The following is a 15,820-nucleotide window of genomic DNA, read 5'->3' as shown; positions in this document are numbered from 1 at the left end:
GGGCATGCAACAACTGCCCTGGCTCGAACCCGGCGACGCACTGCCCGATCCCGCCTGCGCCTGGGGCGAGCACGACCCCGTCCCCGGGCTGCTCGCCGCCGGTGGAGCGCTCGACGTCGATACCCTGGTGCACGCTTACAGCCATTGCGTGTTCCCCTGGTTCAGCGAAGACCAGCCGATCCTCTGGTGGAGCCCCGACCCCCGCATGGTGCTGCAGGTGGCCGAATTCAAGCTCCACAGGTCGCTGCGCAAGACGCTGGCCCGGTTCACCCAGACGGCCGGCTGCGAGGTGCGCATCGACCACGATTTCGCCGCGGTCATCACGGCCTGCTCGCAATCGCCGCGCACCGGCCAATCGGGCACGTGGATCGTGCCGGACATGGTGGAGGCCTACATGGCCCTGCATCGGGCCGGCCATGCGCACAGCGTGGAAACCTGGATCGACGGCAAGCTGGCAGGTGGCCTCTACTGCGTGGGGCTGGGCCGTGCGGTGTTCGGCGAGTCGATGTTCACCCGCCGTCCGGATGCCTCCAAGATTGCGCTGGCCGCGCTGGTGTGCCTGTGCCGCCGCTTCCAGGTGAAGATGATCGACTGCCAGCAAAACACCTCCCACCTGGCAAGCCTGGGAGCCCACGAAATGTCGCGCAGTCGCTTCGTGGCGCACGTGGCAAGGGCCCGGGAACAAGAGGGCCCACGATGGTATTTCGAGCCCGTATACTGGAAAGAACTCCTTTCCACGCGACCTGCTCAATCGACGTGACGCACCTCAAGGATCTTCCGCTTCACACGCTGCAGTTCTACGCGACGGCGCCCTACCCCTGCAGCTACCTGCCGGACCGCCAGGCCCGCTCGCAGGTGGCCACGCCCAGCCACCTGATCCACAACGACGCCTACTCCGACCTGGTGCTCAGCGGCTTCCGGCGCAGCGGCATGTTCACCTACCGGCCCTATTGCGACGGGTGCCGCGCTTGCATACCGCTGCGCGTGCTGGTCAACGGCTTCCAGCCCACGCGCAGCCAGCGCCGCGCCGTGAAGCAGCACCAGAATCTGCTGGCGCGCGTGCTCAAGCTGTGCTTCGTGCCCGAGCACTACCAGCTGTATCTTCGCTACCAGACCGGCCGCCATGCCGGCGGCGGCATGGACCACGACAGCATCGACCAGTACACCCAGTTCCTGCTGCAGAGCCGGGTCAACTCCAGGCTCGTCGAATTCCGCGAGGCGCTGCCGGACGGCACGGCGGGCGCGCTCCGGATGGTGTCGATACTCGACGTGCTGAACGACGGCATTTCTGCGGTCTATACCTTCTACGAACCGGACAGCAGCGCAGGCTACGGCACCTACAGCGTGATGTGGCAGATCGAGCAGGCCCGCAAGCTCGGCCTGCCGCACGTCTACCTCGGCTACTGGATCGAAGGCAGCGCCAAGATGAACTACAAGGCGCGCTTTGCGCCGCACGAACTGCTGATCGACGGACGCTGGCAAGCACCATCCGATTTCACAAGGTAAAATGGCGCCCGGTCCACACCGCATCGCGCCATGAGAAAAAACCAATCCGACGTTCCTGCCGTTCCAGTCATCCAGGTGATCGAGCGCATGTTCGCGCTGATCGACGTGCTCGCTTCCCGCGAAGAGGCCATTTCGCTGAAGGAAATCAGCGAAAAGACGGGCCTGCACCCCTCCACCACCCACCGGATCCTCAACGACCTGGCCGTCGGCCGCTTTGTCGACCGGCCCGAGGCCGGCAGCTACCGGCTCGGCATGCGGCTGCTGGAACTCGGCAACCTGGTCAAGGGCCGGCTCAACGTGCGTGACGCCGCCCTGGGACCGATGCGCGAGCTGCACAAGCTCACCCAGCAGCCCGTCAACCTCAGCATGCGCCAGGGCGACGAGATCGTCTACATCGAGCGCTCGTACAGCGAGCGCTCGGGCATGCAGGTGGTGCGCGCCATCGGCGGCCGGGCCGCCCTGCACCTGACTTCGACCGGCAAGCTGTTCCTGGCAGCCGACGATCCACAGCGCGTGCGCAGCTACGCCACGCGAACCGGCCTGGCCGGCCATACGCGCAACAGCATCACGCAACTGCCTGCGCTCGAGCGCGAACTGTCGAAGGCGCGCCAGTACGGCATTGCTCGCGACAACGAGGAACTCGAACTGGGCGTGCGCTGCATGGCCGCCGGCATCTACGACGACCAGGGCAAACTGGTGGCGGGGTTGTCGATTTCCGCGCCGGCTGACCGGCTGGACGAAGGATGGCTGCCCAAGCTGCAGGCCACGGCCAACGAAATCTCAGGCGCGCTTGGCTACAAGGATGCCGCCGCCGTGGCGGCGGCCGGCTCCGCGGCGATTGGTGCCAGCGGCGCTTCAGGTCCCATCGCGGGCTGATCGAGCAGGCTCCGCCGCGGTTCTCGGCATGCCGCCCTTTTCAGGGCGGCGGGTTCCATCAACCGGCGACTTGGTAAGCCGCAGTGCTGCGCGCTGCAGCCGGCGAGCCCGTCGAGGCATGCGTGGCCTCGACCCAGCGGCGAACACGCTCCGCATCGGCAATGCGGCTGAACTTGCCGGCCGAATCCAGGAACACCATGATCAGCTTCCGCCCCGCCACCTTGGCCTGCATTACTAGGCACTGGCCGGCTTCGGAGATGTAGCCCGTCTTCTGCACGCCAATTTCCCAATCCGGGCTCTTCACGAGACGATTGGTCGTGTTGAACTGCAACACGCGGTTGCCCACTTCGACCTGGTATTCAGGCGAGGTCGAGAGCGAGCGCACCGTGGCGTCGGAATAGGCGGCATTGACGAGCAGCGCGAGATCCTGCGCGCTCGACTGGTTGCGGCTCGACAGCCCGGTGGGCTCCACGTAGCGCGTGTCCTTCATGCCGAGCATCTTCGCCTTGGCGTTCATGATGCTCACGAAGGTTGCAAGGCCGCCGGGATAGGTGCGGCCCAGTGCATGCGCCGCGCGGTTCTCGCTCGACATCAGGGCAAGGTGCAAGAGCTCGCCGCGCGGAAGCGTGGTGCCGACCGTCAGGCGCGAACGGCTGCCCTTTTCGGTATCGACGTCGTCCTGCGTGATGGTGATCAACTCGTCGTTCGGAAGACGGGCTTCGCTGATCAAGAGGCCGGTCATCAGCTTGGTGAGCGATGCAATCGGGAGCACCGCGTGATCGTTCTTGCTGAACAGCACTTCGTGCGTGTCCTGGTCGATCACGAGCGCGACGCTCGACTTCAGGTCGAGCACGTCATCGGTTCCGTGCAGGCCGGCCAGCTGCCCGAAGGACTGGCGCGCAGGCGTCTCGACACGAACCACCGAACGGCGTTGCACGGCAACCACGGTCTTGCCGTTCTTCTGGCGAATGGAGGCCACCACGTTGCGGCCGCCGCGAACGACTTTCTCGCTTCGATCGACTTTGCCGCCACGCGGCGCCTTGGCAGAACGCTTGACTTCCACCGGCACCGGTCCTGCGGCCTTCTTGGCCACGGAGGCCTTGGCTGCAGTTGTTTTTTCCTTCTTGGCGGCCTGTGCACCGGACAGCAAAAACGCCGTGGCGCAGAGCGCGACGGCGACGAATTTGACTGCGGGCAAGAACCGCTGGCTGGAAACTCGGCGGGAGCGGGTTTCGGGCATTAATAAATCTCCAGCGGCGAAAATGAGAACCGCAGTGTATCCAAATCAAAAAAGGCACGCAATATCAGTTACTTGCGTCCTGTTCTTCAATCGAATAACAAGAATCGCCTGTCACCTAACCTTGTGCCGCCACTTTCTCAGCTTGGCTCTGTAACTTGTTGAGCGCACTCAAGTAAGCCTTTGCCGACGCAACCACGATGTCCGGATCTGCCCCGACACCGTTGACCACCCGCCCTGCATTTTGTAACCGAACTGTAACCTCTCCTTGGCTTTCCGTCGAGCCACTTATCGCGTTGACAGAGTAAAGCACCATTTCAGCGCCACTCCTGACGTGCGATTCGATGGCCTTGAGAGAAGCATCGACCGGGCCATTGCCATCGGATTCACCGGTGACTTCCTTGCCCTGAACGGTGAACACGACCTTGGCATGGGGACGTTCGCCGGTTTCGCTGTGCTGGGAGAGCGAGACAAAAGCAAACTGCTCGTCAACGTTCGACAGCTCTTCCGCGCTGACGAGCGCGAGGATGTCCTCGTCGAAAATTTCGGACTTGCGGTCAGCCAGTTCCTTGAAATGCATGAAAGCCGTGTTGATGTCGGCCTCGCTGGCCATGGTCACGCCCAGTTCCTGCAGCCGCTGCTTGAATGCATTGCGGCCGCTGAGCTTGCCCAGCACGATCTTGTTGGCGGCCCAGCCCACGTCTTCGGCCCGCATGATCTCGTAGGTGTCGCGGGCCTTGAGCACGCCGTCCTGGTGAATGCCCGAGGCATGCGCGAAGGCGTTGGCACCCACCACGGCCTTGTTAGGCTGCACCACGAAACCGGTGGTCTGGCTCACCATGCGGCTCGCGGCCACGATGTGCCGCGTGTCGATGTTGAGGTCGAGGCCGAAGTAGTCCCTGCGCGTCTTGACCGCCATCACCACTTCCTCGAGCGAGCAGTTGCCCGCACGCTCGCCCAGACCGTTGATCGTGCACTCCACCTGGCGCGCGCCGCCGATCTTCACGCCAGCCAGCGAGTTGGCCACCGCCATGCCGAGGTCGTTGTGGCAATGCACCGACCAGATGGCCTTGTCGCTGTTGGGCACGCGCTCGCGCAGCATCTTGATGAAGTTGCCGTAGAGCTCGGGAATGGCGTAGCCCACGGTGTCGGGCACATTGATGGTTGTGGCGCCTTCGTTGATCACGGTCTCCAGCACGCGGCAGAGAAAGTCGGGGTCGCTGCGGTAGCCATCCTCGGGGCTGAACTCCACGTCGGACACCAGATTGCGCGCAAAGCGCACGGCAAGCTTCGCCTGCTCGTGCACTTCGTCCGGCGACATCCGCAGCTTCTTTTCCATGTGAAGCGGCGAGGTCGCGATGAAGGTGTGGATACGCCCGCGCGCCGCGCCCTTGAGCGCCTCGGCTGCACGCGAGATGTCGCGGTCGTTGGCTCGCGACAGGCCGCACACCGTCGAATCCTTGATGGCGTTGGCAATGGCCTTGACGGCTTCGAAATCGCCGTTCGAACTGGCTGGAAAGCCCGCTTCGATGACGTCGACCTTGAGCCGTTCGAGCTGCTTGGCGATGCGCATCTTCTCGTCGCGCGTCATCGAAGCGCCGGGCGACTGCTCGCCGTCGCGCAAGGTGGTGTCGAAAATAATGAGTTGGTCGGTCATCGTGGATCTCCTTGGTTCGTTGGCACCTTGCGCGTACGGCGGGGAACGGCGTCAGGCGAGCTCAACCACCGATTGTGCGCTGTGCGCGCCGCGGGTCCGCGCGCGCTGCACGCCCGAGACAATGGCCTTCAGCGAAGCCGAGATCACGTTCGCGTCGATGCCCACGCCGAACAGCGTCTGGGCCTCGTCCACGCGCAGTTCGAGGTACGCCACCGACTTGGCATCGGCGCCCGCGCCGATGGCGTGCTGGTGGTAGTCCATCACGCGCACGGTATGGCCGGTGGCCTTGCTCAGTGCTTGCGTGAAGGCGTCGATCGGCCCGTTGCCGCGGCCTTCGATGGCGCGGATCTCGCCGTCCCAGGGCAGGTCGCCGCGCAGCACCACCGAGGCGCTGGCGCCCTCGCCTTCTTCCTCGATCACGCGGTGCTGCAAAGAATGCGCGGCCTCGAGGCCGTATTCGCGCACGAACAGCTCCCAGAGGTCGGCGGCGGTGAGCTCCTTGCCGGCCACGTCCATCACGCGCTGCACGGTCTGCATGAACTCCATCTGCAGGCGGCGCGGCATCTCGAGGCCGTATTCGCTTTCGAGCAGGTAGGCCATGCCCCCCTTGCCCGACTGGCTGTTGACGCGGATCACGGCCTCGTAGCTGCGGCCCACGTCCTTCGGATCGATGGGCAGGTAGGGCATGTCCCAGATGTCGCCCTCCTTGCGCGCAGCGAAGGCCTTCTTGATCGCGTCCTGGTGCGAGCCCGAGAACGAGGTGTAGACGAGATCGCCCACATACGGGTGGCGCGGATGTACCGGAATCTGGTTGCAGTGCTCGACCGTCGCGCGGATCTCGTCGATGTTCGAGAAGTCGAGCTCCGGTGAGACGCCCTGGGTGTAGAGGTTGAGCGCGACGTTGACGAGGTCGAGATTGCCGGTGCGCTCGCCGTTGCCGAACAGGCAGCCCTCGATGCGCTCGGCGCCCGCCATCAGCGCCAGCTCGCCTGCCGCCGTGCCGGTGCCGCGGTCGTTGTGCGGGTGCACGCACAGCACGATGGCGTCGCGGCGCGCGAGGTTGCGGTGCATCCACTCGATCATGTCGGCGAAGATGTTCGGCGTGGAATGCTCGACTGTCGTGGGAAGGTTGACGATGCACTTGCGCTGCGGCGTCGGCGCCCAGACTTCCGTCACCGCGTCGACCACGCGCTTCGAGAACACGACATCGGTGCCCGAGAACATTTCGGGCGAGTACTGGAAGGTCCACTGCGTGCCCGGCTGCTTCGCGGCGAAGTCGTTGAACATGCGCGCATGGCTGCTGGCAAGCTCGACGATCTGGTCTTCGTCCATGCCGAGCACCACGCGGCGCATCACGGGCGCCACGGCGTTGTAGAGGTGGACGATGGCGCGCGGCGCCCCCTGCAGCGATTCGAAAGTGCGGGCGATGAGATGGTCGCGCGCCTGTGTCAGCACCTGGATCGTCACGTCGTCGGGAATGCGGTCTTCCTCGATCAGTTTGCGCACGAAGTCGAATTCGATCTGCGAGGCGGAGGGAAAGCCGACTTCGATTTCCTTGAAGCCGATCGCCACGAGCGTCTCGAACATGCGCATCTTGCGCGCGATGTCCATCGGCTCGACCAGCGCCTGGTTGCCATCGCGCAGGTCGGTCGACAGCCAGATCGGGGCCTTGGTCAGCACGGCATCGGGCCAGGTGCGGTCCTTGAGGCCGATCGGGGCGAATGCGCGGTATTTGGCTTGAGGTTGCTTCAGCATGTCGATTTCTCTGTGATGGTTGGAATCAACCAGCAACCCCAAAGACAAACGGCCCGTTGCTGGTGCGAACGGGCCGTGGTGAGGGATTTGCGCGTGCGCTACCGTCTCCGCCCGTGAGGGAGGGCTAGTAGGGCCAGCAGCGAAATCTTGGTCATGAGGGTTGTGAATGTAGCACAAGCCAGCTTCAGTTATGCAAGCCCCGTTCGTCGGGCTCTTCGGTCGAGGTGCTGATCACGCTCGCCTGCTGCCCCTTTGCCTTGCGCCAGGCGTAGACCACATAGCCGCTCAAGCCATAGGCCACGAACAGGCCAAACAGCACCGTCGGCGGATGGATGTTGATGACCGCGATGCCGAGCGCGATGAGCACGATCACCACGAAAGGCACGCTCTTTTTCATCTGGACATCCTTGAAGCTGTAGAACGGCGCATTGGTGACCATCGAAAGTCCGGCATAGAGCGTGAACGCGAAGGTGATCCACGTGATCTGCGTCCACGAGAGATACAGCACCTCGCCGCCCCGCTTGCCCCACTCGGTCATGAGCCAGATGAAGCCGGCCACCAGTGCGGCCGCGGCCGGCGACGGCAGCCCCTGGAACCAGCGCTTGTCGACCACGCCGGTATTGACGTTGAAGCGCGCCAGGCGCAGCGCCGCGCAGGCGCAGTAGACGAAGGCCGCAATCCAGCCCCAGCGGCCCAGTCCCTTGAGCGACCATTCATAGGCGATGAGCGCAGGAGCGGCGCCGAACGACACCATGTCGGACAGCGAATCCATCTGCTCGCCGAACGCGCTCTGCGTGTTGGTCATGCGGGCCACGCGGCCGTCCAGGCTGTCGAGGATCATTGCGGCGAACACGCCGAGCGCCGCAAGATCGAAGCGCGCGTTCATCGCCATCACGACCGAATAGAAGCCGCCGAACAGCGCAGCGAGCGTGAACAGGTTCGGCAGTATGTAGATGCCCTTGCGGCGCTTGCGCGGCGGCACCTCGTCGGGAACCGTGTCGTCATGCATTGAATTTGCCTCCGTCCCTCGTGGGCACTGCGCGAACAGCTATCCATTCGATAGCTTCTTGATCTGTAAATCGCATGGGTTCGCAGTGTAGTTCAGGGGGATGGTTCGCCCCGTCATGAAAAAAGGCCACCCCAGCGGGTGGCCCTCGGAAAACGGGTGCCGCGGCACCCGGTTCATCGGCGGATCAGTTGCGGGTCTGGTCGACCAGCTTGTTCTTCTTGATCCACGGCATCATCGCGCGCAGCTTCTCGCCGACGACTTCGATCTGGTGCTCGGAGTTCAGGCGGCGGCGGCTGATCAGCGTCGGAGCGCCGGCAGCGTTTTCCAGCACGAAGCTCTTGGCGTATTCGCCGGTCTGGATGTCCTTGAGCACTTGCTTCATGACCTTCTTGGTCTCTTCGGTCACGATGCGCGGGCCGGTGACGTACTCGCCGTATTCGGCGTTGTTCGAGATCGAGTAGTTCATGTTGGCAATGCCGCCTTCATAGATCAGGTCGACGATCAGCTTGAGTTCGTGCAGGCATTCGAAATACGCCATTTCGGGCGCGTAGCCGGCTTCCACCAGCGTTTCGAAACCGGCCTTGATCAGCTCGACCGTGCCGCCGCACAGAACCGCTTGTTCGCCGAACAGGTCGGTTTCGGTTTCTTCGCGGAAGTTGGTCTCGATGATGCCGGCCTTGCCGCCGCCGTTGGCCGTGGCGTAGCTCAGCGCGAGGTCACGCGCCTTGCCGCTCTTGTCCTGGTGCACGGCCACGAGGTGGGGCACGCCGCCGCCTTGCGTGTAGGTGCTGCGCACGGTGTGGCCGGGGGCCTTGGGAGCGACCATCCACACGTCGAGGTCGGCGCGCGGCTGCACGAAGCCGTAGTGCACGTTGAAGCCGTGCGCGAAGACCAGCGAAGCGCCTTCCTTGATGTTCGGTGCCACGTCGTTCTTGTAGACATTGGCGATCTGCTCGTCGGGCAGCAGGATCATGACCACGTCGGCGGCCTTCACGGCGTCGGCCACTTCGGCGACCTTGAGGCCGGCCTTCTCGACCTTGGGCCAGGAGGCGCCGCCCTTGCGCAGGCCGACCACGACCTTGACGCCGCTGTCGTTCAGGTTCTGCGCATGCGCATGGCCTTGCGAGCCGTAACCGATGATTGCGACCGTCTTGCCCTTGATGAGGCTGAGGTCGGCGTCCTTGTCGTAGTAAACCTTCATGATGCGTCTTTCCTATTTAATCTCTGGCACCCCCTGTGCGGGGGTGCGTTCACTCACAGTTGGCCGGAGGGATTCCGGTCCTTCATTTGCTGGTTGATGGACACGAGGTTGTCGTGAATGCGGAACAGCAGGATCAGCAATTCGCTGTAGACGCGAACCATGATCGCGCCAAAAATCAAAATGGCGATGCCGGTAAGAATGCCTCTGAAGCCGCCGCTGAAAAGCGCGCTCACACCGGAAATCAATACCACCAGCAACCCCAGGAAATACAGTATCCGGATGACGATCGGGGTGACCATCTTCTCGAAACCCAGCAAGTCTTGCATTACCTTCTCCTCGTGTGTTGGTTTAGAACAGTGGAACTGAGGGGATCTTCACCCCCTACACGCGCAGGATGCGCTCGCCGCGCCCGATGCCGCTGGCACCGGTGCGGACGGTCTCGAGGATAGCGCTACGGTCGATCGCTTCCAGGAAAGCGTCGTTCTTGCCGTGGTCGCCGGTGAGTTCGATGGTGTAGCTCTTGTCCGTGACGTCGATGATGCGGCCGCGGAAGATCTCGGCCATGCGCATCATTTCCTCGCGCTCCTTGCCGACTGCGCGCACCTTCACCATCATGAGTTCGCGCTCCGTATAGGCGCCTTCGGTCAGGTCGACGACCTTCACCACTTCGATCAGCCGGTTGAGATGCTTGGTGATCTGTTCGATCACGTCGTCCGAGCCGGCGGTGACGATGGTCATGCGCGAGAGGCTCGCGTCCTCGGTCGGTGCGACGGTCAGCGATTCGATGTTGTAGCCACGGGCCGAGAACAGGCCCACCACGCGGGAAAGAGCACCCGGCTCGTTTTCCAGCAGCACTGCAATGATGTGTTTCATGTTTGCGTGACTCCTCTTTTCGCCGCCCTCCCCCGTGCACGGTAATGCGCGGGCTCGGCGGGCAATAGATTCGTCAGTAAAGAGTGATTGAAAGCGAATGCGCCGAGGATCGCTCAGAGATCTTCGGAACCCAGCAGCATCTCGGTGATGCCCATGCCCGCCTTGACCATCGGGAACACGTTCTCGGTGGGGTCGGTGCGGAAATCCATGAACACCGTGCGGTCCTTGAGCTTGCGTGCTTCGCGCAGCGCCGGCTCCACGTCTTGTGGACGCTCGATCAGCATGCCGACATGGCCATAGGCCTCGGCCAGCTTCACGAAATTGGGGAGCGCGTCCATGTAGCTGTGGCTGTAGCGGCCGGAGTATTCGATCTCCTGCCACTGGCGCACCATGCCCAGGTAGCGGTTGTTGAGCGAGCAGATCTTGATCGGCGTGTTGTATTGCAGGCAGGTGGAGAGTTCCTGGATGCACATCTGCACCGAGCCTTCGCCGGTGATGGTGAACACTTCCGAATCGGGCTTCGCGAGCTTGATGCCCATGGCGTACGGAATGCCGACGCCCATGGTGCCCAGGCCGCCCGAATTGATCCAGCGGCGCGGCTCGTCGAAGCGGTAGTACTGCGCGGCCCACATCTGGTGCTGGCCCACGTCCGACGTGATGTACGCGTCGGCGTCCTTGGTCATGTTCCAGAGGGTTTCGACCACGTACTGCGGCTTGATCACGTCCTTGTTGCCGCGGTCGTACTTGAGGCAGTCGCGCGAGCGCCAGGCCTCGATGGTCTTCCACCAGTCGGCCAGTGCGCCGGCGTCGGGCTTGGTGGTGCTCTCGCGGATCATCGAGATCAGTTCGGTGAGCACGTCCTTCACGTCGCCGACGATCGGGATGTCGACCTTCACGCGCTTGGAAATGCTCGACGGATCGATGTCGACGTGGATGATCTTGCGTTCGTTCTGCGCGAAATGCTTCGGGTTGCCGATCACGCGGTCGTCGAAGCGCGCGCCCACGGCCAGCAGCACGTCGCAGTTCTGCATCGCATTGTTGGCTTCGATGGTGCCGTGCATGCCCAGCATGCCCAGGAACTTGCGGTCGCTCGCCGGGTAGGCGCCCAGGCCCATCAGCGTGTTGGTGACCGGATAGCCGAGCATGTCGACCAGCGTGCGCAGTTCGTTGCAGGCGTTGCCAAGCAGCACGCCGCCGCCCGTGTAGATGTACGGGCGCTTGGCATTCAGCAGCAGCTGCAGCGCCTTGCGGATCTGGCCGCCGTGGCCCTTGCGCACCGGGTTGTACGAGCGCATCTCGACCTTGTCGGGATAGCCGGCGTACGGGGTCTTCTTGAAGGAGACGTCCTTGGGCACGTCCACCACCACCGGGCCGGGACGGCCGCTGCGGGCGATGTGGAAGGCCTTTTTCATCGTCATGGCCAGATCCTTGGGATCCTTGACGAGGAAGTTGTGCTTCACGATGGGGCGGGTGATGCCCACGGTGTCGCATTCCTGGAAGGCATCCAGGCCGATGGCGGCGGTGGGTACCTGACCCGAGATGATCACCATCGGGATCGAGTCCATGTACGCCGTGGCGATGCCGGTGACCGCATTGGTCAGGCCGGGGCCCGAGGTGACCAGCGCCACGCCGACCTCGCCGGTGGCACGCGCATAGCCGTCGGCCGCGTGGACGGCTGCCTGCTCGTGGCGTACCAGCACGTGCTGGATGGTGTCCTGCTTGTAGAACGCGTCGTAGATGTACAGAACCGCGCCACCGGGGTAGCCCCAGATGTACTGGACGCCTTCGGCCTGCAGTGCCTTGACCAGCACTTCAGCGCCCATGAGTTCTTGCGTTGGGTTGCCGGCGCCAGAGGACGCGGCTGCTGCGGAAGCGAGTTCCGCCTTCGAGATTTCCATGATCAACCTTTGGAGTTTTTTCGGGAACGAAAAACCTTGGGTGCCCCTTGCCAGCCCTTGTGGGGCCGCGCCAGGACTTGAGGCCAAAGCCATGAGCGGACTGATGTTCCGCCGGACCGTGACCCGTTTGCCTTTTGACTTGCAGCGCGGATTATGACATTGATGGGCTTGCCGCCGCGCAAAAATCCCCATGAAAAGGCACGGGGGCATAATCCGCGGCAGAAAAACATAAGCGCTTCCCGATACCCCCATTCCCCACGCGGCGCCCGCGGCGCCCCCTCTCGCTTGGCCACTGAACAAGAACTTTCCGACTTTCTGAAGAGCGTCGAACGGCGCGCTTTCAAGCGCTCGGTCTACCACGTGCGGGACGAGGAAGCGGCACTCGACATCGTGCAGGACAGCATGATGAAGCTGGCGCAGCACTACGGCGACAAGCCGCAGGAAGAGCTGCCGATGCTGTTCCAGCGCATCCTTTCGAATTGCACGCTCGACTGGTTCCGCCGGCAGAAAACCCGCCGCGCCCTGTTCTCCAACCTCGGCGACTTCGAATCTGCCGGCGACGACGGAGATTTCGATCTGCTGGAGAACTTCGTCTCGCCAACCGACTCCAGAGAAACGGAGAGTGCCGAGGACACGACCCGCCGCGCCCAGGTCTTCCACGAGATCGAAGAACAGATCGCAGCTTTGCCAGGTCGTCAACGCGAGGCTTTCCTGATGCGTTACTGGGAAGAAATGGATGTGGCGGAGACGGCCGCTGCAATGGGCTGCTCCGAAGGCAGCGTCAAAACCCATTGTTCGCGGGCCGTACACGCCCTGAGCAAGGCGCTCAAAGCCAAGGGAATTTCGCTATGAACACTAAGGTTTCAACCTCTTCTTTTGCTGCCGAGGATCAATTCGGCCAGCGTGTCGCTGCGCGGCTGTCCGACGGCAGCCGGGAGCTGCCGCACGACATCGGCGAGCGGCTGCGGGTGGCGCGCGCGCAAGCCGTTGCCATGCGCAAGCAGTCGCCCCAGTTGCGGGCAGCTTCGGTGGTCATGCAATCCGGGCATGTGGCAACAATGGGCGGCGGCTGGTGGACCCGCATCGGTTCGGTGGTGCCCCTGATTGCGCTGGTTGCGGGGCTGATCACCATCAGCGTGCTGCAGGACGAAGACCGTGCCAGCGAACTGGCGGAAGTCGATTCCGCACTGCTCACGGGCGATCTCCCTCCGGCCGCCTACACCGACCCTGGTTTTGCCCAGTTCCTCAAGGCCGACGGCGCCTCTGACTGAGTCCCGTTGAACGAATGCGACGCCCTTCCGCCTCCCGCACCGCTACGCCCCGCCCGCTGCGCCCGCCAACGTCGGGCGCAGTCATTTGGGCGGGCGCGCTCGCCGTTGCGCTGTTCGGCCTGACACTCGCCAGCGCCCAACCTCGTTCCGAGCCGCTCAAATCTGCCGGCGGTGCCGCGCAAGCGGCAACGGCTTCGGCCTCGGCTTCGGCTTCGGCTTCGAAGACCGCTCCAGCGACCAAGCCATACTGGAGCGAACTCACCGCGGAGCAGCAGCAGGCGCTGCGGCCGCTCGCGTCGCACTGGCACGCCTTGAACCCGGGGCACAAGCGCAAATGGCTGGCACTGTCACGCAATTACGCGAACATGTCGGCCGATGACCAAACCACCCTGCACAGCCGCATGATCGAATGGGCAGCCCTGAGCAATCAGCAGCGGGCCCAGGCGCGCCTCAATTTTGCCGAGGTGAAGCGCGTCCCTGCCGACGAACGCAGGGCCAAGTGGGAGGAGTACCAGGCCTTGAGCGCGGAAGAAAAGCGCCGGCTGGCGGAGCGCGCCCCCGCCAAGCCGCGCGGTGCCGCCATTCCGGTGCGTCCTGTTCCAGCCCAGAAACTCGTGACGGTGCCGGCCGTGACGCCTGCGGGGCAGCACACGCCCCGCATCATGCTGGCCCCGCCTGCAACGCCCCTGCCAGCCACGGCGCCTGCCGCCGCCATCATGGTGGCTTCGCCGCCGGAGCGCGTCCCGTCCGTCGTGTCCACGCCCTCCCCGTCCGACGCGTCCGCCGCCGCGTCGCAGCCGGTTCCGGCCGAGGCGCAGGTACCCATGCCATCGGCTGCCGCCCAGGTTTCGCCGCCATCGTCCGCTTCCAATCCTGCAGGCCGTGGCGCCGAGCAGTCCTCGCCCCCCTGATCCCCAAGGTTTCGATGGCTTCAAATTCTTCCGAATTCTCGGAATCGAATCCCTCCTCATCGCTCGCAGATACTCCCCCCAGCGCTCCTCTTCTGATAGTGCCCGGCTTGTGGCGACGCATGGCATGCTGGCTGTATGAGGGCATGCTGTTGTTCGCGGTGGTGTTCGTTGCAGGCTGGCTGTTCAGCACGCTCGGCCAGATGCGGGACGCCATGGATTCCCGCCGGCACTTGCTCCAGGCCTTCCTGTTCGTGGTGTTCGGCGTCTATTTCGTCTGGTTCTGGACCCGGGGACAGACGCTGGCCATGAAAACCTGGAACATCCGCATCGTCGATGCGCAAGGGCGCCCCCTCACCCAGGGCCGGGCGCTGGCGCGCTACCTGCTCAGCTGGATCTGGTTCCTGCCGCCGCTGGCCGCCATCGCACCTTTCAAGCTTTCGGGTGGAGAATCCACGGTGCTGATCTTCGGATGGGTTGCCGTCTGGGCATTGCTGGCGCGCTTTCACCCCGAGCGCCAGTTCTGGCACGACGCCTGGGCCGGTACGCGGCTCATAACCTCCAAGCCGATGAGCCGCCGATGAGTGCCTTGCCCAAGCTTCCCGACCCCGCCGTGAACCCGCAAAAGGCCCGCAAGGGCCTGGAGCGCGTGTGGCATGCAACCCTGATCTCGCTGCACGGCCTTCGGGCAGGCTGGAGCGAGCCGGCCTTTCGCCAGGAAGCCATCATGGCCATCGTGATGATTCCGGCTGCCTTCTGGCTCGGCCGCAGCTGGATCGAGGTGGCCCTGCTCGCCGGCAGCGCCATCCTCGTGATGATCGTCGAGCTGCTCAACACCGCGGTCGAAGCCGCCATCGACCGCATCGGCCCCGAATGGCACGACCTCTCCAAGCGCGCCAAGGACATGGGAAGCGCCGCCGTGCTGCTGTCGCTCACCCTTTGCGGGGGCATCTGGCTGGCGGCGCTGTGGCAGCACTTCGCGTCATGAAGACGCCCGCCGCACGAGGCATGATGGCGGCATGAATCCTGAATTTTCGATCTGTGTGTATTGCGGCTCGCGACCCGGCGAGCGAGTTGAATTCTCCAAGGCCGCGGAAGCGGTCGGCCAGTGGATCGGCCAGCACCGCGGCCAATTGGTCTACGGTGGCGGACGCACCGGCCTGATGGGCACGGTGGCCGAAGCCACCCGCAACGCCGGCGGCCGGGTGGTCGGCATCATTCCCAAGGCGCTGGTCGACCGGGAACTGGCCAATCCCCTGTGCGACGAGCTCCACGTGGTCGACACCATGCACGAACGCAAGGCCATGATGGGCGAGCGCGCCGACGCCTTCGTCGCGCTGCCGGGCGGCATCGGCACCTTCGAGGAATTGTTCGAGATCTGGACCTGGCGCCAGCTCGGCTACCACGACAAGCCCACCGGCATTCTCAATACCGCCGGCTACTACGACGGCCTGCTGGGCTTCCTGGCGCACAGCGTGCGCGAGGGCTTCATGGGCGATTGGCAGATGAACCTGATCCGCACCGGCACCAACCCCACCGAACTGCTCAGCGCGCTGCGCGCCGAAGTTCCCCTGCACCCGCGCGCCGACCGCCTGGCCGAAAACCTGTAGCGTGCAGCCTGGGGGCGAG

At 64.0% G+C, this 15,820-nt stretch carries 17 protein-coding genes; 9 read left to right on the top strand and 8 right to left on the bottom strand.

All coding sequences use genetic code 11. The annotated features are described in order from the left end of the window. Positions 1–4: 4 nt before the first annotated feature. Genes aat through VAPA_RS12380 form a run of 3 tightly spaced genes read left to right on the top strand, consistent with a single transcriptional unit; the run spans position 5 to position 2,382 of the window. On the top strand, positions 5–760 hold the full coding sequence (gene aat / locus VAPA_RS12390) for a leucyl/phenylalanyl-tRNA--protein transferase (protein WP_021007112.1): 756 nt from the start codon (positions 5–7) through the stop codon (positions 758–760). Continuing rightward, positions 757–1,506, top strand: coding sequence for an arginyltransferase (locus tag VAPA_RS12385; RefSeq protein WP_021007111.1), 750 nt, complete (start codon positions 757–759; stop codon positions 1,504–1,506). The genes aat and VAPA_RS12385 overlap by 4 nt, the downstream gene beginning before the upstream one ends. Before the next feature lie 30 nt (positions 1,507–1,536). Beyond that, positions 1,537–2,382 (top strand): IclR family transcriptional regulator, encoded by an 846-nt coding sequence (locus tag VAPA_RS12380; RefSeq protein ID WP_021007110.1) that lies wholly within the window; start codon positions 1,537–1,539, stop codon positions 2,380–2,382. Between the two features lie 58 nt (positions 2,383–2,440). Here VAPA_RS12380 and VAPA_RS12375 read toward each other — a convergent pair whose 3' ends face one another. From VAPA_RS12375 to VAPA_RS12340, 8 genes are all read right to left on the bottom strand, one after another. Then, on the bottom strand, positions 2,441–3,622 hold the full coding sequence (locus VAPA_RS12375; protein WP_021007109.1) for a serine hydrolase: 1,182 nt from the start codon (positions 3,620–3,622) through the stop codon (positions 2,441–2,443). A 115-nt stretch (positions 3,623–3,737) separates the two neighbouring features. Beyond that, positions 3,738–5,276 (bottom strand): 2-isopropylmalate synthase, encoded by a 1,539-nt coding sequence (locus VAPA_RS12370; RefSeq protein ID WP_021007108.1) that lies wholly within the window; start codon positions 5,274–5,276, stop codon positions 3,738–3,740. Positions 5,277–5,327: 51 nt separating this feature from the next. Beyond that, positions 5,328–7,031, bottom strand: coding sequence for a 2-isopropylmalate synthase (leuA, locus tag VAPA_RS12365; protein ID WP_021007107.1), 1,704 nt, complete (start codon positions 7,029–7,031; stop codon positions 5,328–5,330). A 184-nt stretch (positions 7,032–7,215) separates the two neighbouring features. Further along, the gene (gene pssA / locus VAPA_RS12360) at positions 7,216–8,040 is read right to left on the bottom strand and encodes a CDP-diacylglycerol--serine O-phosphatidyltransferase (protein ID WP_021007106.1); all 825 of its coding nucleotides are present in this window, start codon (positions 8,038–8,040) and stop codon (positions 7,216–7,218) included. 184 nt (positions 8,041–8,224) lie between these two features. Continuing rightward, a complete protein-coding gene (gene ilvC, locus VAPA_RS12355) occupies positions 8,225–9,241 on the bottom strand; it encodes a ketol-acid reductoisomerase (protein WP_018906096.1) in 1,017 nt (338 codons plus the stop codon). Between the two features lie 53 nt (positions 9,242–9,294). Next, complete coding sequence (locus VAPA_RS12350) at positions 9,295–9,567, bottom strand: DUF4282 domain-containing protein (RefSeq protein WP_021007105.1); 273 nt, start codon at positions 9,565–9,567, stop codon at positions 9,295–9,297. A gap of 55 nt (positions 9,568–9,622) precedes the next feature. Then, a complete protein-coding gene (ilvN, locus tag VAPA_RS12345; protein WP_012747479.1) occupies positions 9,623–10,114 on the bottom strand; it encodes an acetolactate synthase small subunit in 492 nt (163 codons plus the stop codon). A gap of 113 nt (positions 10,115–10,227) precedes the next feature. After that, on the bottom strand, positions 10,228–12,012 hold the full coding sequence (locus VAPA_RS12340; protein ID WP_021007104.1) for an acetolactate synthase 3 catalytic subunit: 1,785 nt from the start codon (positions 12,010–12,012) through the stop codon (positions 10,228–10,230). 285 nt (positions 12,013–12,297) lie between these two features. Between VAPA_RS12340 and VAPA_RS12335 the strand changes: the two genes are divergently transcribed. From VAPA_RS12335 to VAPA_RS12310, 6 genes are read left to right on the top strand one after another with little or no spacing between them, the layout of a single operon-like run. Next, positions 12,298–12,864 carry an RNA polymerase sigma factor gene (locus VAPA_RS12335; protein WP_021007103.1) on the top strand — a complete coding sequence of 189 codons (567 nt, stop codon included), beginning with the start codon at positions 12,298–12,300 and terminating at the stop codon, positions 12,862–12,864. Further along, complete coding sequence (locus VAPA_RS12330) at positions 12,861–13,283, top strand: DUF3619 family protein (RefSeq protein ID WP_021007102.1); 423 nt, start codon at positions 12,861–12,863, stop codon at positions 13,281–13,283. The genes VAPA_RS12335 and VAPA_RS12330 overlap by 4 nt, the downstream gene beginning before the upstream one ends. Positions 13,284–13,297: 14 nt before the next feature. Further along, positions 13,298–14,194, top strand: coding sequence for a DUF3106 domain-containing protein (locus tag VAPA_RS12325; RefSeq protein WP_021007101.1), 897 nt, complete (start codon positions 13,298–13,300; stop codon positions 14,192–14,194). A 14-nt stretch (positions 14,195–14,208) separates the two neighbouring features. Then, a complete protein-coding gene (locus VAPA_RS12320) occupies positions 14,209–14,775 on the top strand; it encodes an RDD family protein (RefSeq protein ID WP_041946100.1) in 567 nt (188 codons plus the stop codon). Further along, on the top strand, positions 14,772–15,179 hold the full coding sequence (locus tag VAPA_RS12315; protein WP_021007099.1) for a diacylglycerol kinase: 408 nt from the start codon (positions 14,772–14,774) through the stop codon (positions 15,177–15,179). Before VAPA_RS12320 ends, VAPA_RS12315 begins: the two co-directional genes overlap by 4 nt. 31 nt (positions 15,180–15,210) lie before the next feature. After that, positions 15,211–15,801, top strand: a complete 591-nt coding sequence (locus VAPA_RS12310; RefSeq protein WP_021007098.1) for an LOG family protein — start codon at positions 15,211–15,213, stop codon at positions 15,799–15,801. Positions 15,802–15,820 lie beyond the last annotated feature (19 nt).

It is taken from the genome of Variovorax paradoxus B4 (assembly GCF_000463015.1).
GTDB classification, from domain to species: Bacteria; Pseudomonadota; Gammaproteobacteria; order Burkholderiales; family Burkholderiaceae_C; genus Variovorax; species Variovorax paradoxus_E.
This window is presented reverse-complemented; position numbering and strand designations above follow the sequence as displayed.